General features: G+C 50.1%; 23 protein-coding genes. 3 read left to right on the top strand and 20 right to left on the bottom strand.

The features are described 5' to 3' along the window. Positions 1–31 precede the first annotated feature (31 nt). The 16 genes from IEX02_RS13825 to hutI all read right to left on the bottom strand — a co-directional run bounded on the left by IEX02_RS13825 (position 32) and on the right by hutI (position 11,703). On the bottom strand, positions 32–1,168 hold the full coding sequence (locus IEX02_RS13825; protein ID WP_188696305.1) for a cupin domain-containing protein: 1,137 nt from the start codon (positions 1,166–1,168) through the stop codon (positions 32–34). A 70-nt stretch (positions 1,169–1,238) separates the two neighbouring features. After that, positions 1,239–1,964: a transglutaminase-like domain-containing protein gene (locus tag IEX02_RS13820; RefSeq protein ID WP_188696302.1), complete on the bottom strand. Its 726-nt coding sequence runs from the start codon at positions 1,962–1,964 to the stop codon at positions 1,239–1,241. A 71-nt stretch (positions 1,965–2,035) separates the two neighbouring features. Then, positions 2,036–2,749, bottom strand: a complete 714-nt coding sequence (locus IEX02_RS13815) for an AraC family transcriptional regulator (RefSeq protein WP_188696300.1) — start codon at positions 2,747–2,749, stop codon at positions 2,036–2,038. Between the two features lie 48 nt (positions 2,750–2,797). Then, positions 2,798–3,154, bottom strand: a complete 357-nt coding sequence (locus IEX02_RS13810; RefSeq protein WP_188696297.1) for a VOC family protein — start codon at positions 3,152–3,154, stop codon at positions 2,798–2,800. 57 nt (positions 3,155–3,211) lie between these two features. Further along, positions 3,212–3,520: a hypothetical protein gene (locus IEX02_RS13805; RefSeq protein ID WP_188696293.1), complete on the bottom strand. Its 309-nt coding sequence runs from the start codon at positions 3,518–3,520 to the stop codon at positions 3,212–3,214. A gap of 141 nt (positions 3,521–3,661) precedes the next feature. Beyond that, positions 3,662–4,147 (bottom strand): DUF2165 family protein, encoded by a 486-nt coding sequence (locus IEX02_RS13800; RefSeq protein WP_188696290.1) that lies wholly within the window; start codon positions 4,145–4,147, stop codon positions 3,662–3,664. Positions 4,148–4,322: 175 nt separating this feature from the next. Then, positions 4,323–4,679, bottom strand: coding sequence for a nuclear transport factor 2 family protein (locus IEX02_RS13795; protein WP_188696287.1), 357 nt, complete (start codon positions 4,677–4,679; stop codon positions 4,323–4,325). Between the two features lie 106 nt (positions 4,680–4,785). Continuing rightward, complete coding sequence (locus IEX02_RS13790; protein WP_188696283.1) at positions 4,786–5,442, bottom strand: Qnr family pentapeptide repeat protein; 657 nt, start codon at positions 5,440–5,442, stop codon at positions 4,786–4,788. A gap of 98 nt (positions 5,443–5,540) precedes the next feature. After that, complete coding sequence (locus tag IEX02_RS13785; RefSeq protein WP_188696281.1) at positions 5,541–6,185, bottom strand: class I SAM-dependent methyltransferase; 645 nt, start codon at positions 6,183–6,185, stop codon at positions 5,541–5,543. Between the two features lie 91 nt (positions 6,186–6,276). Continuing rightward, positions 6,277–6,633 (bottom strand): hypothetical protein, encoded by a 357-nt coding sequence (locus IEX02_RS13780; protein WP_188696278.1) that lies wholly within the window; start codon positions 6,631–6,633, stop codon positions 6,277–6,279. 229 nt (positions 6,634–6,862) lie between these two features. After that, positions 6,863–7,144 (bottom strand): hypothetical protein, encoded by a 282-nt coding sequence (locus IEX02_RS13775; protein ID WP_188696276.1) that lies wholly within the window; start codon positions 7,142–7,144, stop codon positions 6,863–6,865. 919 nt (positions 7,145–8,063) lie between these two features. Beyond that, positions 8,064–8,444, bottom strand: a complete 381-nt coding sequence (locus IEX02_RS13770; protein ID WP_188696274.1) for a molecular chaperone DnaJ — start codon at positions 8,442–8,444, stop codon at positions 8,064–8,066. 136 nt (positions 8,445–8,580) lie between these two features. After that, positions 8,581–9,045: a hypothetical protein gene (locus IEX02_RS13765; RefSeq protein WP_188696271.1), complete on the bottom strand. Its 465-nt coding sequence runs from the start codon at positions 9,043–9,045 to the stop codon at positions 8,581–8,583. 87 nt (positions 9,046–9,132) lie between these two features. Then, positions 9,133–9,495 (bottom strand): hypothetical protein, encoded by a 363-nt coding sequence (locus IEX02_RS13760; protein WP_229702224.1) that lies wholly within the window; start codon positions 9,493–9,495, stop codon positions 9,133–9,135. 140 nt (positions 9,496–9,635) lie between these two features. Next, positions 9,636–10,025, bottom strand: coding sequence for a DUF6678 family protein (locus tag IEX02_RS13755; protein WP_188696268.1), 390 nt, complete (start codon positions 10,023–10,025; stop codon positions 9,636–9,638). Between the two features lie 436 nt (positions 10,026–10,461). Continuing rightward, positions 10,462–11,703: an imidazolonepropionase gene (gene hutI, locus IEX02_RS13750; protein ID WP_188696265.1), complete on the bottom strand. Its 1,242-nt coding sequence runs from the start codon at positions 11,701–11,703 to the stop codon at positions 10,462–10,464. 112 nt (positions 11,704–11,815) lie between these two features. Here hutI and hutC point away from each other — a divergent pair, with 112 nt between their 5' ends. The 3 genes from hutC to hutH are packed head-to-tail and all read left to right on the top strand — an operon-like array spanning position 11,816 to position 15,739. Beyond that, on the top strand, positions 11,816–12,544 hold the full coding sequence (gene hutC / locus IEX02_RS13745; protein ID WP_188696262.1) for a histidine utilization transcriptional repressor HutC: 729 nt from the start codon (positions 11,816–11,818) through the stop codon (positions 12,542–12,544). A 1-nt stretch (position 12,545) separates the two neighbouring features. Then, complete coding sequence (gene hutU, locus IEX02_RS13740) at positions 12,546–14,210, top strand: urocanate hydratase (RefSeq protein WP_188696260.1); 1,665 nt, start codon at positions 12,546–12,548, stop codon at positions 14,208–14,210. After that, positions 14,210–15,739, top strand: coding sequence for a histidine ammonia-lyase (hutH, locus tag IEX02_RS13735; protein WP_188696258.1), 1,530 nt, complete (start codon positions 14,210–14,212; stop codon positions 15,737–15,739). Before hutU ends, hutH begins: the two co-directional genes overlap by 1 nt. Positions 15,740–15,782: 43 nt before the next feature. Here hutH and IEX02_RS13730 read toward each other — a convergent pair whose 3' ends face one another. The 4 genes from IEX02_RS13730 to pepQ all read right to left on the bottom strand — a co-directional run bounded on the left by IEX02_RS13730 (position 15,783) and on the right by pepQ (position 19,933). Then, the gene (locus IEX02_RS13730) at positions 15,783–16,529 is read right to left on the bottom strand and encodes a hypothetical protein (RefSeq protein ID WP_188696255.1); all 747 of its coding nucleotides are present in this window, start codon (positions 16,527–16,529) and stop codon (positions 15,783–15,785) included. A gap of 78 nt (positions 16,530–16,607) precedes the next feature. Beyond that, positions 16,608–17,225, bottom strand: coding sequence for a BamJ family beta-barrel-assembly machinery protein (bamJ, locus tag IEX02_RS13725; RefSeq protein ID WP_188696252.1), 618 nt, complete (start codon positions 17,223–17,225; stop codon positions 16,608–16,610). Positions 17,226–17,404: 179 nt separating this feature from the next. Next, on the bottom strand, positions 17,405–18,574 hold the full coding sequence (locus tag IEX02_RS13720; protein WP_188696249.1) for a dipeptidase: 1,170 nt from the start codon (positions 18,572–18,574) through the stop codon (positions 17,405–17,407). Positions 18,575–18,613: 39 nt separating this feature from the next. Further along, a complete protein-coding gene (gene pepQ, locus IEX02_RS13715) occupies positions 18,614–19,933 on the bottom strand; it encodes a Xaa-Pro dipeptidase (RefSeq protein WP_188696246.1) in 1,320 nt (439 codons plus the stop codon). Between the last annotated feature and the right edge of the window lie 58 nt (positions 19,934–19,991).

The following is a 19,991-nucleotide window of genomic DNA, read 5'->3' as shown; positions in this document are numbered from 1 at the left end:
TGCGGCCTGAACAACCAGGCCGCCATTTTGCTTAGTCTTCGATAGGCTCCCAAACCCCGGCATTCACCAGCGGCAGAATAGCCTGGCACAGCGACATCAGTGTCTCGTCCGCAAGGTTGTCCGGTTTCTCCCAGCATGCTTGGGACAACATAGGCTCAAGATAGGGCAGTAGATGTTTATCTAAGGTGGTATTCAGCTCACCAAGGTGTAACTGAACTTGTGGACTGTCAGTTTGCAACCACACGCCTTTGTAATCCAGTCGGCGTTGTAGAGGCTGGCCGCTTTGCAGGTAGTCAAACAAGGCATGTAGCGGCAGTTCGCCGTCCTCAAAAGATTCTTCTTGCGGCCCCCGGCTTAGGAAGCTGCCTAGCCATTGGGTAAAGGCCGGCCCTTGCAGGCTGGCTTGCAGCAACGCTCGAATTTTTTCCACTTCGCAGCTAAGCACTTCACCGCTTAGGGCGCGGGATTTCAGGTCTGGATCCTGGTAACGCTGGGTCAGCCCTTCCTGTTGTAAGGCAAAATCAGCCAGCGACGAGAGTAAATCTTGCTGGTTGGGGGCGCGAAAGCCAACCGAATAGTTCAGGCTTGGCTCTATCGCCTCGCCACAGTGGGGAAAGCCGGGAGGAATATAGAGAATATCGCCAGGCTCCAAAACCGCATCAATAATAGGTTCGAAAGCCTCTACCTGCCCGAGTAGGGGGTGTGGGCGATGCTCGGTATACTGGCCCTTATCACCTACCTGCCAATGACGGCGGCCCTTACCCTGAATAATAAACACATCATATTGGTCCAAGTGCGGGCCAACCCCGGCCCCAGGTACGGAGTAACTCACCATCAGGTCGTCTATGCGCCAGCGCGGAATAAAGTTAAAGGCGTTCAACAATTCAGTGGCTTCATCCAGATACAGATCCACCCCTTGCACCAGCAAGCTCCACTGGCCATGGCAATGGGGCGTAAAGTCGTCAAATGGCCCTTGTGCAACCTGCCAGTTATTGCCTTGCCTGGACACAATCCGGGCATCAATGTCTGGCTCCTGAGCCAGCCCAGCCAAATCGTGTTCATCCAATAAATCAACAAAGCCGGGGAAGCCGCCACGAATCAGCGTTGGCTGTTTTTGCCAATTCTGCTGCAAGAACTGTTGTGGATTGAATGCGTGAAGTTGGTACATAAATATCTGCAAGATGAGCCGTTGGGCAAGTGAATGGCGCCACTATACCCTGTTTAGGCGGCCAGGTATGTTAAACCTTGCTCCTAGCGGGTGGGATGCCCAAGCGGCGAATGCGATTGACGTTATAGTTAATTAAATGCCTGAGTACATAGCGGTACAACAGCTTTTTAACACCCCGTAAATTGCTGCCATGCTTGGCATAAAAATCATCGGGCTGGGTGAACAGGCCAAAGTCATCGGCGATCCCTTCAGCCTGAATATAGGTATTGCCGCCGTTAAAGTCATTTTGTGGCTTTTGCAGGCAGGGCACCGCAATGCCGTAGCCGCTGAATTTGCCGCAGTCGCCAAAAGCCTGCTGAACCTGGCGTAAAAATGGCCTGTCGATAATAAAGCCTTCGATATCCAGCCACTTGTCGGCTAAATGCACTTCTACCCAGCTGTGCAATATGCGTTTGGGCGCCAGCGGCATTAAGTAGGCCGGAATCGCCCCACGTTGCAGCGCATTGTAAATACTAAAGCCATGCAGGCGGCAGGGAATGCCAAGGGCCCGCAGGAGCGCCATAAATAAGGTGCTTTTGGTATTACACTGGCCGTAACCGTCGGCCAGTACCTGGCTGGCAGGAATACTGTCATCGGCGTTGTAACCAAACAGAATCTCGTCGCGCACAAAGCTGTACACGGCGGCGATTGCGTTCTGAGTGCTAAGGGCACGCCAGTGCTTGTCGGATATCAGTTGTTGAATACTGCTGTGGCTGAAATCGAGCAGGGTGGTTTCCTGCAAATAGGCTGTGGTCATTTGTGCCTCCTTATTGAATGGAAGGCAGAATAGCCCCTAAATCGGCGTATAAATTGAATAAACTGGCTAACTTAGGGTTGGAAGCTTTGCAACAATTGCTTGCTGGTCATGCCAAAAGTAGCCTTAACGGTACGACTTAAATGGGCACTGTCGCTAAAACCCGCCAGATGAGCTGCTTGGGTAGACGACATTCCCCCTCGAAGCGCTTGCATGGCGCAAATCAGTCGTCGCCACAGCAGGTAGGGGCGCCAGGCCATGCCTAATTCGGCTTTTACCAGGTGTAAAAAGCGGCTTTCAGACAGTGCCAGCCAATTGGCTACCTGATGGGCACGCCATTGCTCCGGTTTTAAGCAATCACCACTAAAGCAGGCGTCCAGTTTGGCCAATAGTTTTTGTAATCTTGGATCCTGGCAAAGATAGGGATTGTATTGCAAAGCCTCTGTTAGCTTTGGGTAACCTTGTAGTTGCTGCAATAGAGTTTGCCAGTTGCTTGCATCAATTATCTGCGGGAGCACGGTGGGAAGCTGGCTGATAGCTTCACCCAGCAGACTTTGTGGCTCTGCTAAAATTACCCAGCCATTAGGCATGGCCAGCCTATGGGGGATGTTGGGGGCAATAACCGCCCCTGACGATAAGGGCCGATCATTAAGCAAGCTGGCTTCACTGGGCAGACACAGCTGCCATAACGGGTGATGGTGGGTGATGGCATCAATGGCCTGACCGTAAGCCACCACCATACCAGGGGCAAACTGCACAATGCTTTGCGGCTTCTCTCTAGATAACATAAACCCCTTGGGCGGATAAAGGTCAGCTAAGTATGCTAAGTGACTTAATTACGCAAACAAGCAAATTTTATTCTGGTCAAGATCTCGAAAATAAGCTGAAAACCGCCCTGACCTGACGGCGGGTTCACCTTCACTTTGGCCACCCAATGCCAGACCTTTTTGGTATAACCGCTCCACCTCCTGCTTAGAGCCTAAATTCAGCCCCAGCATAGTGCCATTGCCGTTAGTGGCTGGTTCAGCGTTAAAAGGCTCGGCGACGGCAAACATAAAATCGCCGTTTGTCCATAACGTCATGCGCCCCATTGCCTGGCCTTTGTTAACGCCGGTATCTTCAAAAAAGGCATCATAAAAGCCAATGGCTTTAACCATATCGTTGGTGCCAAAGACAAAGTAATTCATTTTCATAGTGCAATACCCTTAATACGTTGTGTAGAGAATGGATGTACCGGCTAGGGGGCATTGCTATTTGCTTTGACGCAATGTGCGTTGCTGGGACAATGGTAATCTGTCTGATGAACTAAAGACCGCAGAACGCTCACTGTCTTTGGTTAGGTATACCTTTATTTCAACCGTGAAAATGGCCTTAGGTTCAACCTCTAGAACACTACCATCGTCCAGCTTTGCTGATAGGGTGACCAGGTTGCCAAGGGCAAAAAGTCGGCGGTCATGGTCTTTTAACTCGCCATTGATATAGAGTTTCATGCCATGAAACCAACTATTGGTAATCCTGATTAGCTGATCGTTAAGAGTTAAGTTCCATTCCTTATTCACTGCTTGTCCTCATTTTTCAATTAATCTCTGGGTGGTTATCTACCACCACAAGGCGCGCGTTCGCTTTGGGGGAGTCTCAATCGACCTACCAATTTACCACCAAAGCTGCAGATTTAGTCAAAGCAATGTGATCTGACGTGGTCAATCCGCGGTGCTATAGACAAACATCATAGTAATTGCTGATGCCATCGAGTACATAAAGGCACCCTCCATAGAACCCGTGCCGACTTGGGTTTGCCACATTTGAAAGAATGCCGCCCCAAAGGTCATAAAAAGCCCAAACCAGACCAGTAATGCAAGTGCCGCCGCGATCACGCCGCTGGTTTTAGCGGCATGAAACTGCGCAGATGAGCCTTTTCGCGCCGCCAGCATGCTCACCGCCCCTTTGATACCAAAGAAGCCAACCGCTGACTCGCCGAGAATCACCAGCCACAGGGCGCACCAATGCAGCATGGGATGGGTTACAGAGAAAAACATACTGTCGGGGTAAACCTCATGCCCCTGATTTGATAGCACATAACCCAGTGCGGCATGAGCCGGGCCCAGATTTGCAATATTTTGCACTGCGTATATCAGCGCGTGCAGACCAATAAAAAGAACCAGTAAGATTTTAAGTATTCTCAGCATCAGTTCCTCCAACCATGCCTTAACTGATACCAACAGTTGTAGCAGTTTCCTCAACTATTGCCTGTCCGCAATGGTCATCTGCTGAGAATAAAAGGGGCAAGGTCAGGCCCTTTGTATCTCAATCTATAGGGGCCGATAGGGTATTGCAGCTTGTGGGGACGAGTATTGCTGCGTCTTATTGGGGAATAGGCAAGTTATGCGCTTTTAAGAAACTGAGCTTGTCCCAGTACCCGCGCTGAAAAGTAATTAAGCTGTTTTCCACCTTGAAAAAGCCACAGCCTCGTAGCCCGATGGGGTCTTTCCACTCCAGGATTGCCCAGTCGCCATCTTCAAATATATTTTCGACGATACAAACCATCTTGGCATTGGCAAATTCGGCTCTGAACATGGCGCGGATAGCCTCTTTGCCTTCGACCGGCGCATTGGCTACCTGATGGTTAATAGCGTCACTGGCATAGAATTCGGTAATCTTATCGGCATTGCCTTGGTTGAAGGCGTCTACCCAGGCAGAGACTAGCTGTTTTGGGCTCATAAGCGGTGGCTGCTCCTTTACGATAAAACGCGTTATTGTTTGCGTGGCTGCCTGTTCAGATAGCAAGGATTTTAGGCTTTCCCATATTGGGTGCCAGAAATATCCCTTAGTCTGGCATGACAATCAAACCAAGCTGTTCCAGTAACTGTTCCTGTTGCCAAGCACAAATTTGGACACCAGTTAGATCAACCCGGCGTGGATCCAGGCCGTCTAATTCCGAATGGCTTAAGTTGCAGCCAATTACACTGAACTCTCCCCAGCTTTGGGCTGAGAATACGCCTCGACTTAGATCGGACTCTTTGAATGAGGCACCGCGTAAGTTAGCCCCTGACCACTTGTTTTCAGAAAGGTCACATTTCTCAATGCACTGCCGTTCAAAGTTGGTATAGCTCAGATTGCAGCCGGTAATAATCACATTGCAGAAGTACAATTGATGGCTGACCCTGTTACAGAACTGAGCATGAGCGAAGTTAGCGCCTTTCAGGTCGCAATCTCTAAATTCAGCACCTTGGCAGTTTGCTCCTCTCCAGTTTGCCAAGGCCAACTGACACTGGGTAAAGCGAGCATCGCGCAGATCACAATAGTTGAACTGACACCCTTCAGGATCTCCTGGCTCAATAAAAGTGCAGTTTTCGAAACGAGCATCCCGCAGAGCCGCGCGCTCGAAGTTACAGCGATAAAATTTGCAGTTCTGAAAGTAGCAATCGCTTAGGTCCTGGCCTGAAAAATCTTCGTCCAGATAGGTCTGGTTTATTTTCTGCATTTCGTCCTGGTTTTGGGGCTGGTGGCGCACAAATAAAAACGGCTTAGTGGCTCTTTTACAACAGGGCTAGGCTTGTGGCATTCGCCGGAGCAGCAGCCTTAGACCTTGCTTGTAATAATGTTAATGACCTTATCCACATGCTCGCCTGTGTTACTCAGCCCACTTTCCTTGTGCTGATAGGTATCCACTATTTGAAAGCCGCAAGAGCGTAGTAGTGCACAGACTTCTGCGCAGTCATAGAGATTAAAACCATAGGGTACAAAGGGAAGATCCTTCATAAAGGCACGATCTCCGAATGCAATGCAAAAGAGGCTGTTAGGTTTCATTACCCGCCGAATCTCTGCCAGGTGATCGCCGGGGTTTTTCCAAAAGTACAGGGTGTGAACGGTCAGCACTTTATTGAATGTGCTTGCTTCAAAGGGAAGTTGTTCAGAGCTGCCTTGTTGAAACTGCGCGCATCCCTGCTCTACCAAGTGCTCGTTGAGACGCTTTGCCTCTTCGACCATGTCTGGAGACCAATCAAGCCCCATATAAGAGATGTCGCTGGCCATACTAAGAATATCGGCTACAAATGCGCCATTACCCGGGCCAATTTCTAACAGTGACTCTGATGCCCTTAGCTGCAAAAGTTCAATGCATTTAAGGTTGAGGGCACGGTTTGCCTCATTCATCTTTTGTGCAACTTCAGACGCCTCCTCACCATTGGGCCGGCGTAATTGAGATGCAAGTATGTGTGACTCCATGATAATCCTTTAAGTGGCATATCGACTGATATGGACTGCCCCTTCTGGGGCTATGTCGCGCTTTGCTCAATCTAGCCCGCGACAGTGATCGTTATAAAGCGCCTTCGGTGGGCTTTGAAATCTCTTTCCCGCCCAATATAAAAGCCAGTGCAAAGATCAGCTCATCAACAAACCAGAGGTCAGCCAAGCCGCTTACAATTATGCTCGCCATTAAAACCATGCCGGGAATAAAAAAAGTAAGAAAGGTATCTTTTCTTTGGCTTGGAAAAGCATACAAATATAAAAATACTGTAATGACTCCCGCCAAGGCCGACCCTAAATAGGGGATGAGATTTAATGCTGTAACATCTAGGTCTTGGTAAAAAATCCTAATCAAGAACAGTGTTACTGCCATGGTAATGCTCATTATTAATGTGGATTTAATATTTCGGGCGGTAAGGATCATCATAACTTTTCTTGTCGTTGTCATCTTCGTATCAGGGTGCTTAAAAGGATAAATCAAGCCTCTTTGCACTCTTTTGCTGTGTTGAGTATGGGCCTTAGGTGCTTGAGTTTAAGTTCCCTAATAAAATTCCGTTTCCCATTTAGAGGGAGCGTTGCAACTAAACTACCTTACACGCTGAGGAAAACCAACTATTAACATGCAAAGTCCCTCTGCCTTGACTTGTATGTATAAATTACTTTTTAGATTTTAAAGGTACAAAGTTTAATAAGATAAATACAATAGCTAAACCGAAAATAGGAAATGCTTGATTTATAAAAGAACCAGATAAACCTTTGCTTAATATAATGAGCATCAAAGCCATTATGGGTATTATAGGTATAAGTGCTGTGTAAAAAGGAACTGAAAGACATGCACCGCAATTAGCGCACTTTTTTGTCGCTAGAGGGCTCAGGTTGAGCTTATCCCAGTTTGACATCGCCTTTTTCTTACAGGTGGGGCAGTCTAATGTGCTCATACTCATCCTTGTGAACATAAAGCCTTTACTGGCAGTTGGTTTGTATGGCGGAAGTTCAAGCCATGACCACCTGAACTATCTAGCTTGTCAGCGATAGGTGGCTGAAATACGTTTATAAATGAACTAAGCGCTGAAAAGCTAGATGGATAACAAATCGTAGTGTTATCCAGTCGTACTTTGCTAAGGTTTTAGTATAAGCACCTTGTGAGCTAAAATCATCAAGATAGCGGAGATAAAACTTCATGCTTCTTCTGAAAGCTAACGAATGATATGCACTCCTCCTTTCCCGGGGTTTTGCCAAACTTATATGGCAACCATTGAGGAAAGCGTTCCATGACTTATATGACGCACCTTCTGTGGTGCGCCAGTCCCATTTACAATAAGCATCCTGCCTGTTGCCTGTTGCCTGTCAGGTCAGCTAAAGCTGTTCAATTTTATTCCTAAAGAAATTGTCGCAAATTCCGGGCGATACCATCCCAGACGTGTCTTCCACTCAATTTTCTCCCAGTAAATTGCCCACCTTTTAGCAGCGCCCTGAACTGACCGGAAATTTTAAGCGGGATTAAAGCGGCTTGGGCCGCTTAGGGGGGTGTTGTTTCGGCAATTGCGGCGGGCTTCAAAAAGCCTTCTGACGAATGAGATCCCACACGCGAAATTACTCGCTCTATCCTTGTGCTCGCCCTGCGGGCCGCCCTTTGGGCGTTCAAATGGATTCCTTACCCATTTGTCATCATGGCCAGGGCACGAGCAAGCCCATTAACAGGCCGAATGTAGAGCGGCAGTCCCATACCACACATCAAATAGTGTAGCTGTTGTTTGACAAACGGGGGAGTCCATGTAGCCGCCATAAAGCGCGTAACGATAGGAGCGTCGTAGGCCGCGCATTTTGCGGCCAGATTTTAATGGCCTTGTTATGCATTTATCCGCCCATGTTCTGGATGATTTTTTTATTTAACTCTTGAAATGATCTTACAAGATCATCACAGGCAGCCTTTGATGCCCCACAGCGTGCCGACATATCTATATAAACAGCACCTTCGCGTTCAATCACTCGCCTCTCTACATACGCGGGATGCGCAGGGTGATTTTCTGGAGTAAAACTGTACATCACGCCATCTTGAGAACTAGCGATAGTCCACCCGCCCTGCTCGTAGACATTAAAAGATTTATCGCCTTTTAGCTCACTTAACTTTTCTCCTACACTCTGACCTTCTTTGTTATAGCCAGCGTATCCAAGATCCTCGCCATAGACGGTGCCTGGAAGCAGGATAATGAACAGAAGAGAAAGTAAGTATTTCATGCTGGGTGCTCTTTTGATTGCATAACGCCCAACTTTGGGGCACAAATACGTAGGCTATAATACTGAGCGAAGCGAAGGGAGCCTACGTGTTTGTGTCCCAACGAGCGCAGTGAGTGATAATAGTTTTTTGTTAGGTTTACTCGCAATTAGTCCGATGCATATTTATTCCCTTTATGATTACTTCGATGTAGTCAACAAAGTCATTACCACTTATTTTATCTGGAGAAGTGCGATAGGTGACATACACAGTATTAGAATCTAAGGAACGATACTTTAAGGTGTCATGATTACCTTCTAAAACCTGATATGATGAAGTTTCTAATTCACAGGACCCTGTAGTCTTTACACCATTTTTATCGTATGTACCAACATGGCTAACAACAATTTTTTGATCAAGCAACTCCCAGTAACCAAACTGAATACTCCATTTAACTACAGTATCGTCTTCTAAGAACTGTTGTAGAGATATGTATTCGCCATTATCACTTCGGTATACAAGAAACTGACGATTATCTTCATCATCATTTCCAAACCAATAACCCGATATTGTCTCAGCGGAGAAACTTGCAATGGAACTGAAAAGAAAAAGTGAAGCTAGCATGTTACTCCGTAAATCTAACGCTTTGAACAGCGGAAAACGGGAACGCAGCGAGTGGTTTTCCGCTGCTTTAACTTGTTATACATACGCTTACCTACGGTACTGCTCTGCACGCCAACCAACCGTAGAGCCTTGGCTTTTAAAGACGGAAAGATCACAATCAACACCACGAACATCACGCCAATATTCTTCTCGCACATCTTCATCAATTTCAATGTGATCTGGGTAAAGCGTATCTTGTCCATTTTTCTTAGGACCTGATACCCAATAATGCTCCCCAGTATTCACATCAAAATAGTTGGATTTAAAGCCATATCCTTTCAAAGATTGAAGCTCAGCATCACGGTAATAAATTGTCTTCCCAGTTTTTGAAAAGCGCACTCGACCTATCCGGCCTGCGCCATTTAATTCATCACCGCTTTTATTTTCGATATACATTATTCGGGTTTTCACTATGCATTCCTTGTGTATGTATAACGCCGCCATCAACGGCGGCCAATATGTAGCTTCTTTTGTGTTACTTTGGAGCGCAGCGACAACACAAAAGAAGCAGAGTATTGGGCGTCCCAGCGCGCTAATGTTGAATGGCCTTGTTATACGAACTCAGGACAATCCCCTGGAGTTAAGTAACCCCAGACTCGAAAGTATGATTCCTGATTTGAATATCTAATACTATGTCTCCTTAAAATACTAAGTATCTCAGCAGACCTATCTGTCTTTTTATTTGATACGAGGCGACCTCGATGCTCACTCACAACTGGCTCAAAATCAAGCCATTCTATTGCTGAAGCATCCTCTAATAATTGATCCCACCAAACTGGGCTAAAGCCAAAAATATCATCTGACGTAATTAACTTATATCGAATACAGATATGTGGAGAATCAAGTTCTTCAAAATCCTCGCATACTTCACGCCACTTGGTTTTGTTCATCACAGAAACCAACTGACGTTCATTAATAATCTTGAGGAGCTTCTCGTTCATATATTTAATCGTATAACGCAAAGCACACGGGCGGAAAAACGCGTTAGCGTTTGACGTCCCAGCGACCGAAGGGAGTGAGTGCTGCGCCTTGTTATAAGTATTCACCATCCTTCCAAGTGAGTACCAACAGATTTGCCTTTTTCTTTGTCAGATTTGGACATATAGCCAAAATGATTATTTTCATTGCTGTCGTCAAACCAGTGCAACCCTTCGTGACTTTTGTGTTTACCAAGTTTTTCAGAGTTAAAAACACCCAAATACCAGTCTCACCACGAAGCTCAGAAGAGCACGAAGAAGATAGCATACTGGCTAGCCCAAATTCCGCGAACTTAACCCACTGATTTTAAACTTTATTTTCGGCCGGCCCTTCGTGACCTTTGTGTGCTTTGTGGTCAGTTCATATTCTCTCTGCGCTATGGGAGCTCCGCAAACCCCGCTACTTTTGCCCGCCCTTAACTGGTTTTCCGGCCTGCCATAAGCGCGTCAGAGGATGGCCGCCAATCTGATAAGCGAGCTGGTTGGGGTGACTGATATCCAATAGCTGCATATCCGCCTGCATACCTACTTTAAGCATGCCGAGTGTGTTTTGCAGCCCCAGTGCTTTGGCGGCATGTTGGGTTACCCCTCGCAGGGCTTCTTCCGGCGTTAAGGCAAACAAGGTGCAGGCCATATTTAGCATCAGCGGCAGATTCAAAATAGGTGAGGTGCCGGGGTTAAAGTCAGTGGCCACGGCCATAGGCACCTGATACTGGCGTAGCAGGTCGATAGGTGGTTTTTGGGTTTCTCTCAAATAGTAAAATGCGCCGGGCAGCAGGGTGGCCACCGTGCCGCTTTGGGCTATGGCCTTTACGCCCGCTTCATCCAAAAACTCAATATGGTCAACCGATAAGGCCTGATAATCGGCAGCCAGCGCACTGCCACCCATATTGGAAAGCTGCTCGGCATGCAGTTTTACCGGCAGGCCCAGTTGTTTGGCAGCTTCGAATACCTGCCGGGTTTGCGCCAGGGTAAAACCAATGTTTTCGCAAAATACATCCACGGCATCGGCCAGTTGCTGTTCGGCCACTTGGGGCAGCATATGCTGACACACCAGGTCGATATAGCCCTGAGCGTCATCCTGATATTCCGCCGGTAGGGCGTGGGCGCCGAGGAAGGTGGTTTTTATGGTCAGCGGCAGATGTTTTTCAATCTGCCTGGCAACCCGTAGTAGCTTGAGCTCGCTGTCTGCATCCAGGCCATAGCCGGATTTAACTTCTATGCAGGTAACACCCTGTGCCAGCAGTACCTCGGCGCGCTTTAGCACCAGGGTCAGTAGTTGGGCTTCGCTGGCCTCGCGGGTGGCGGTAACAGTGCGGCGTATACCACCGCCTTGCTTGGCGATATCGGTATAACTTACCCCTTGCAGACGCTGCTCAAATTCATCGGCACGGTTACCGGCAAATACCAAATGGGTATGACAATCAATAAAACCCGGTAGCAGCCATTGCCCTTGCCCGTCCACGGCGTGACTAACGTCGCCAAGCTTGGGCAAGTCTTGCTGTTTGCCCAGCCATTGAATATGGCCGCCCGTCACCAGTAGTGCGCCTTGCTCAATAATGCCGTAGGGGCCAAGAGCAGGATCAAAGGTGGCCAGATTGATATTGGTAAGTAACAGGTCTGCGTTATGGGTGTCCGACATGGCAAGTTTCCTTCACGGGCTGTGCTTGACTATTATCTTGTATAGACAAGTTGTTTGTGTCAATTTATAAAACGATGTTAATCGACAGTTAACCAATATTAGGGGATAGCGTTTGGCTGACAGCAAGTATCAGCAGATTAAGTCGCATATTTTGCAGCGTATCGAAACCGGACGCTGGCAGGAAGGCGATGCCGTACCGTCTGAAAACCAGCTGGCTGGTGAATTCGGCGTTAGCCGTATGACCGCCAGACGCGCTTTGCAGGAGCTGGCAGAGCAGGGGGTATTGCAACGTACCCAGGGTGCTGCGACCTGCGTGGCACCACTTAAAAGTCAGTCGTCTATGCTGCAAATCCGCAATATTGCCGACGAGATCCGTGAGCGCGAGCGTCACCATCGGGCACAAGTTATCGAGCTGGCAGAAATCCAGGCTGATAACGCCCTGGCTGCCCACTTTGCTTTGCCGGTGGGCAGTAAGCTATACAGCAGCCTGATCTGCCATTGGCAGGACGATGAGCCATTACAGCTTGAGCAGCGTTTTGTTAATCCGGCCCTGGCACCTGATTACCTTAAGCAGGACTTTAGCGCCCTGACGCCCCATGAATACCTGTGCACGGCAGCACCGCTGACCGAAGCCGAGCATAGGGTGGAAGCGCTACTGGCCGATCCCCTGGCTATCCAATATCTGCATTTGCAGGCTGGAATGCCTTGCCTGCGCTTACATCGAACCACCTGGAGCCGCGATGGTGTGGTCAGCCACGCTTTGCTGACGCATCCGGGGGAAAAATATCAGCTTGGCGGCCATTTAACTTTTGTGCCAAGCGAACGAATCAACAGGAGATAACATGAGCAACCGACATGATCCATCGCGGGTGATCCGCGCGCCCCATGGCAGCCAACTAAGCTGCAAGCACTGGCAGGCCGAGGCCGCCTTGCGCATGCTGATGAACAATTTAGACCCTGACGTGGCCGAGCGGCCGGAAGATCTGGTGGTGTATGGCGGCATTGGCCGGGCAGCGCGTGACTGGCAGTGTTTCGATAAAATTGTTGAAGTATTGCAGCGCCTGGAACTGGACGAGTCTTTGCTGGTGCAGTCAGGTAAGCCTGTTGGGGTATTTAAAACCCACGAAGATGCCCCGCGAGTGCTCATTGCCAACTCCAACCTGGTGCCACACTGGGCCACTTGGGAGCATTTTAACGAGCTGGATAAGCAGGGCCTGATGATGTACGGCCAGATGACCGCTGGTAGCTGGATTTACATCGGTAGTCAGGGCATTGTGCAGGGCACCTACGAGACCTTTGGCGCCGTGGCAAGACAGCACTTCGACGGCGAAGCAAAAGGCAAGTGGGTACTTACCGGCGGGCTTGGTGGTATGGGGGGCGCCCAGCCGCTGGCGGCCACTATGGCTGGTTTTTCAATGCTGGCAGTGGATGTGGATGAAACCCGTATCGATTTTCGCCTGCGTACCCGTTATCTGGATAAAAAGGCCGCAACCCTGGATGAAGCCCTGGCCATCATTAATGCCTCAGACAGTCCGGTATCAGTAGGTTTGCTGGGCAATGCTGCCGATGTGTTTGCTGAATTGGTTACGCGCAATATCACCCCGGATGTGGTCACCGACCAAACCTCTGCCCATGACCCGTTAAATGGCTATTTGCCGCAAGGCTGGACCATGGAACAGGCGGCCAGCATGCGCCAGCAGGATGAAGCCGCGGTAGTTAAAGCGGCCAAACAGTCTATGGCCGTGCAGGTGCGCGCTATGCTGACCTTGCAGGAGCGCGGCGCAGCCACCTTGGACTATGGCAACAATATCCGCCAGATGGCCTTTGAGGAAGGAGTGGCCAATGCCTTTGATTTCCCTGGCTTTGTACCGGCGTATATCCGCCCGTTGTTTTGTGAGGGCATCGGGCCATTCCGCTGGGCCGCGCTGTCTGGTGACCCGGAAGATATCTATAAAACCGACCAGAAAGTTAAAGAGCTGATCCCCGATAACGCCCATTTGCATAACTGGCTGGATATGGCCCGTGAGCGCATTCAGTTCCAGGGTTTGCCCGCCCGTATTTGCTGGATTGGCCTGAAAGACCGTGCCCGTGTGGCTCTGGCCTTTAATGAGATGGTGAAAAACGGTGAGCTTAAAGCGCCTGTGGTGATTGGTCGTGACCATCTGGACTCAGGCTCGGTAGCCAGCCCTAACCGTGAAACCGAAAGTATGCTGGACGGGTCGGATGCGGTATCTGACTGGCCATTGCTAAACGCTCTGCTGTCCACCGCTGGTGGCGCTACCTGGGTTAGCTTGCATCACGGCGGTGGCGTGGGCATGGGCTTTTCCCAGCATGCCGGTGTGGTGATTTTATGTGACGGCAGCGACGCGGCTGCCAAGCGGGTGGGACGGGTATTGTGGAATGACCCGGCAACCGGCGTCATGCGCCATGCCGACGCGGGATACGACATTGCCAAACGCTGTGCCAAAGAGCACGGCCTGGATCTACCTATGCTGGAGAACAAATAATGGCCAGGCTAAAACTCCAACCCGGAAAACTAACTTTAGCGCAGCTTCGCGCCGCCAGCCGCGAGTCGATGACCATTGAGCTGGACGAGCAGGCTAAGCCTGTGATTAATGCCTCGGCGGCCACAGTGAAAAAAATCCTCGATGAAGGTCGGGTGGTTTACGGAATCAACACCGGATTCGGCTTGCTGGCCAACACCAGAATCAAACCCGAAGAGCTGGAACTGCTGCAGCGCAGCATCGTACTTTCCCATGCGGCCGGTACCGGCCAGTTGATGGATGACAGCACAGTAAGGCTGATGATGTTGCTGAAGATCAACAGCTTGGCCCGTGGTTTCTCTGGTATTCGCTTACAGGTGATTGAAAACCTGATTGCCTTGTTAAATGCCGAAGTGTACCCCTGTGTACCGAAAAAAGGCTCGGTAGGGGCCAGCGGCGATTTAGCCCCATTGGCGCATATGAGTATGCCGTTGATGGGCGAAGGCCATGTGCGCCATAAAGGCGAGAAACTGACTGGCGCTGAGGGCCTGAAAATCGCCGGGCTTGAACCTGTCACCTTCGCGCCCAAAGAGGGCCTGGCGCTGTTAAACGGTACCCAAGCCTCCACCGCTTTTGCTCTGGAAGGCTTGTTCTACGCCGAAGACTTGTTGGCGGCAGCCACGGTTGGCGGGGCTATGTGCGTGGAAGCGGCGCTGGGTAGCCGTGCGCCATTTGATGCGCGTATTCATGAAGCCCGTGGTCAGCTCGGCCAGATTGATATGGCGGCGGCGTACCGTGATTTACTCGGCGACAGCTCGGGCATAGGGGAGTCCCATCATGACTGTGAAAAGGTGCAGGATCCTTACTCACTGCGCTGTCAGCCACAGGTGATGGGCGCGTGTTTAACTCAGATGCGCCAGGCCGCTGAGGTGTTGTTAATTGAGGCGAATGGCGTCACCGACAATCCTCTGGTATTTGGTGATGACATTATCTCCGGCGGTAATTTCCATGCCGAGCCGGTGGCCATGGCTGCAGACAACCTGGCGCTGGCCATTGCCGAAATCGGTGCCTTGTCTGAGCGTCGTATGGCGCTGTTGATTGACAGCGGTCTGTCTAAGCTGCCGCCCTTTTTGGTCAATAACGGCGGGGTAAACTCCGGTTTTATGTTGGCACAGGTTACGGCCGCAGCGCTGGCGTCGGAAAACAAAACCTTTGCCCATCCGGCTTCGGTGGACAGTTTGCCAACGTCAGCTAATCAGGAAGATCATGTGTCTATGGCCACCTTTGCCGGTCGTCGTCTGGCGGATATGGCTGAGAATACCCGCGGTATTCTGGCGGTAGAGCTACTGGCTGCCGCTCAGGGCATGGATTTTCGTCGTCCGTTGCTGTCCAGTGCTAAGGTAGAGCAGGGCTATGGCCTGGTGCGGGAGCGCGTGGCTTTTTATGACCACGACCGCTATTTCTCACCGGATATCGAGGCTATTGCTGCACAAATCGGTGAAGGGGCTTACAACTATCTGGTTGACGCACTGTTGGTGAGCCGCGCCAACTGATTGTGGTTGCAGATAAAAAAGGCCTGATTCTTCAGGCCTTTTGTTATTTGGGGATAGAGACTACCTTTCGACCTGCCAGCAGGTATAAGTATTTACCATGTTCTTTGCTATTCGAGCTGGACGAAGAAGTGGAATTAAAGTTCTGTCGCCAGAAAGGCTGCTTACTCAGCGCATCTAACGCAATACGCAGCGAATCTGTATCTTTTAAACCGCGGATCTCGCAGACCGATTGGCTACAACGGACATTTTCTATCTCGTACAAATGAGACAGTTCATGCATTTGCAGAAAGTCTGCAATATTTTGTGTCAGCCTGTAAGCCTCGTCTTGATCCTGAGGCTCATTGATCAACGCCAGATACTGCTCGGCAACATGACCATCCAGCCCATTAACAAATGACCTGAAGGGTTCCGGTAGCTTGTCCCGTTCAATATCCTCGTCAGTCACTTGGATAGTTTCCGCCAGTGCCTTTTGATAGGCTTTACTGTTTAATATTTTTCGCAGTTGAGTACGCTGCTTGTCGATGGTGCGCTGTTTGTCCTGCAGTTGTTTTTCTAATTTAGCGTTCAGGGCAGGTTGCTGGTCTTGTTCTTCCGACTGACTGAAGATTGGCGCCGGGGGAGGCGTGTGAGTTACATCTGGCGTGGCATCCGAAGTCACTGCGGTGGTTGGCGGCGGCGTTTCGCTGATTGCAGCAGTATTTACATCTATGGGCGCAGTAGAGAGAGAAGCGGCGAGGTAACCTAAGGCAAAGCAACTTAAACAGGCCATTATCCATAGCAGGTTACGCATTATTCATCCTTGCAGCGGCGCACCTGATGGCGCGCCGCCAAATATATGTATGGCCAGCAACATTGCCAGCCAGGGATATTACAGAATATCCAGCAACTCTACGTCAAAAATCAGGGTGCTGAAAGGCTTAATAGCCGCGCCTGCACCTTGCTCGCCGTAGGCAAGTTGATAAGGTACATATAAACGCCATTTGGCACCAACCTGCATCAGTTGCAGGGCTTCGGTCCAGCCTTTAATCACGCCACCGACCGGGAACTCGGCAGGTTGACCGCGCTCGTAAGAGCTGTCGAATACCGTACCGTCGATCAGGGTACCGTGGTAGTGGGTGCGCACGGTAGAGGAGGCAACCGGCTTGTCGCCATTACCTTCGTTCAGTACTTCATATTGCAGGCCGGAGTCAGTGACGGTTACGCCGTCACGTTTGGCGTTGTCTGCCAGGAAATTCTCGCCTTCAGCGATAACGGCCTTGGACTGTTCTGCCTTGGCTGCCTGCATCTTCTCATGAATAGCATTAAATGCAGTACGCAGGTCGTCGTTGCTCACGGCGCTGGGCAGCTGATGGAATGCGGTTGCCAAACCATCTTGTACGGCGTCAATATCCAGGCCCTCGAAAGGGTTAGAGGCTAGCTGCTCGCCCATTTGCAGGCCGATACCATAGCTGGCTTGCAGCTCGGAAGTGTTATAGGTCTTAGACATGATAAGTCCTTGGTCAGGGCTGAAGGTTCAGCCGATTAGAAGATTTGCCGAAGCAACCTGGGCGGCGATCCTAACACTCGTACAGATGATGTACAGCCCCAGGCGGGAAATGGCTGCGTGAATAAACAAAAAGGCCTTGTGTTAAGCAAGGCCTTTTGTGGGGGTCGCTAAGAGCGCGATTAGTGCTTGGCGGCGTACTCTTCCACCTGACGCCATACGCGTAATAGGTTTTCAGACAGAATCATACGGATATCCGCTTCGCTGTATCCTCTGTCCAACAGGCCCTGCACCAGGTTGGGGTAGGTGGATACATCTTTTAGATCGGTCGGCAGTGAGTCACCCACACCGTCATAGTCAGAACCAATACCAATATGCTCGATACCCACTAAATCACGCACATGGTCGATATGGTCCAGCACGATTTCCAGCGTGGCAAAGGGGTAGGGGTTATTTTGACGATACTGCTTGTCGAAGGAGGCGCGGTCTTTGGCCTGTGCATCCTTCATTGCGGCGCTGCGTTTCTTGCCCCAGGCTTGTGCCTGATTGGAGACGAAGCTGGAACCGAAGTTGATCATCACCACACCGCCATTCTTAGCCAGGGCTTTGATCATTTTGTCGTCCATATTGCGCTCAAAACCTGGTGTGAATTTACGCAGTGAAGAGTGTGAGGCAATGACCGGCGCTTTAGTCAGTTCAATTACCTGATAAAAGGCATCGTCTGAGACGTGAGAGATATCGATCATCATGCCAATATTGTTCATCTCGGTAACTAACTGCTTGCCGAAATCACTCAGGCCATGCCATTTACGGCGTAGATCGTAGGAAGAGTCAGAAATATGGTTGGCTTGGGAGTGCGCCAGGGTGATGTATCGCACGCCGCGCTTATAGAAGTGCTGCAGGTTTTCCATGCTGCCTTCCAGAGGCGTGCCGTTCTCCATGCCCATAGGCAGAGCAATTTTACCGGCTTTAAACGCGGCTTCTACGTCTGCCACAGAGTGGGCGATGGCAAATTTTTCTGGTGCACGGCCCACAATGGCTTCTACGCTGTCAATCAAACGGTTGGCCAGCAGTACACTGCCACCAGACTCTTCATAGCTGGCAGGAATATAAATAGACATAAAGGGCGCGTTCAGGCCGCCCTCTACGGCTCTTGGATAATCAAAATCACCCTTTGGGGTGGCGAAGGTAACATCTTCCCACTCGTCATTGATACGGTACGGGACGTCGATATGGCCGTCGACCAGGATAGTCTCTTTGGCCAGACGCTTAGCTTGTTCAGAAGGCTGAATAGCCAAGGCGCTGGTGGATGCCAAAATGGCGGCAATAGTCAGGGCAATTTTGCTTTTCACGTTGTTATTCCTGTTGTTATAAGTGGCAGTGCAGCGAACTTAGTTCAGGCCCAGATCGCGGGTCATGTTTTCATTCCTTTCCCGGTGCACAATAACGTTATCCTCAATGCGGATACCGCCAAACGGCCTGAATAGATCGACGCGGTCCCAGTTGATGTACTTGGATTGCTCGCTACCCTTAAGGTCGGCCAGCAGACTGTCTATAAAATACAGTCCGGGTTCGACAGTAAAGACCTGGCGCGCCTCAACGAGACGGGTTGCGCGCAGAAACGGATGTTCTGCGGGCGGCGGCGCGGGAGTACCGCGGTCGTCGGCCATCAGTCCACCCATATCATGCACCTGCAGACCTAAGTGATGACCTATGCCGTGGGGGAAGAAGGTACGGGTAATGCCTTGCTGCAGAATATCTTCGGCAGACAGGTTGACCAGACCAAAATGTTTAAGCAGTGCGGCGATTTTCTGGTGTGCGGCAAGATGTAGATCCGGATAGGGGATGCCAGGTTTAAGCATATCCACTAAATCCAGGGTGACCTGATCCATCGCCACCACTAGTTCGGCAAACTCGTTTTGTTGTTTGGCGTAGGTGCGGGTGATATCGGCGGCATAGCCATGAAACTGAGCACCGGCGTCAATTAAAAATGAACGATGCTCGCTGGGTTTGTGTGCTTCTACCGTCATATTATGCAAGATGGCGGCATTTTCATTTAGGGCGACGATATTACCGTAGGGCACCTCGTTAATGCCCTGACGTACCGCAGACAGATAGGCCTGGTTAATATCAAACTCACTTTGCTCATCAAAAAATGCGGCCTTGGCGGCTTCGTGGCCTTGCACCGCAATACGGTTAGCTTCCCGTAGGCAGGCCAGCTCATAATCGGTTTTATAAGCGCGGTGAAAGTGCAGATAATGCAGCACCCGGTCTGGATTCACCAATTCAAACCCCAGTGCCTTGGCCACTTCAATATATTCACCAATATAAGCGTAGCGGCGCTTGTCATAAGGCAGATGCTTCTCTACCTGATTGGCCTGTGCCAGCAATACAATATCAAATTGCTCAGCCCAGAAATCACTAGGTGGTGGCGGGACTTTATGCCAGAAGTCCTTGGGACGATAAAAAATCAATTTGGGTTTGTCGACACCGTTAACGATCAGCCAGCAGTTAGGGTTATCCAAGACGGGTAACCAGGCTTTAAACTGCGGGTTGACGGCAAAGGGGTAATCCATATCGTCCAGAAAACGACGTTTTGCCTGGCCGGAATGGATGATAAGACCGTCTATGCCTTCTCGCTGAATGGCTTCCAGCGTGCGTGACTGAAGCTCGGCGATATGCTGTGGATAAAGGGATGCCAATGACTGCATTGAGGTGCTCCGGGACGGATTATTTTTGCCCGTACACTAGCATATCCAAGACGGAACT

Source organism: Bowmanella pacifica, assembly GCF_014645355.1.
Lineage (GTDB): Bacteria > Pseudomonadota > Gammaproteobacteria > Enterobacterales > Alteromonadaceae > Bowmanella > Bowmanella pacifica.
The sequence above is the reverse complement of the archived record's forward strand: the minus strand, read 5'-3'. Positions and strand labels throughout refer to the sequence as shown.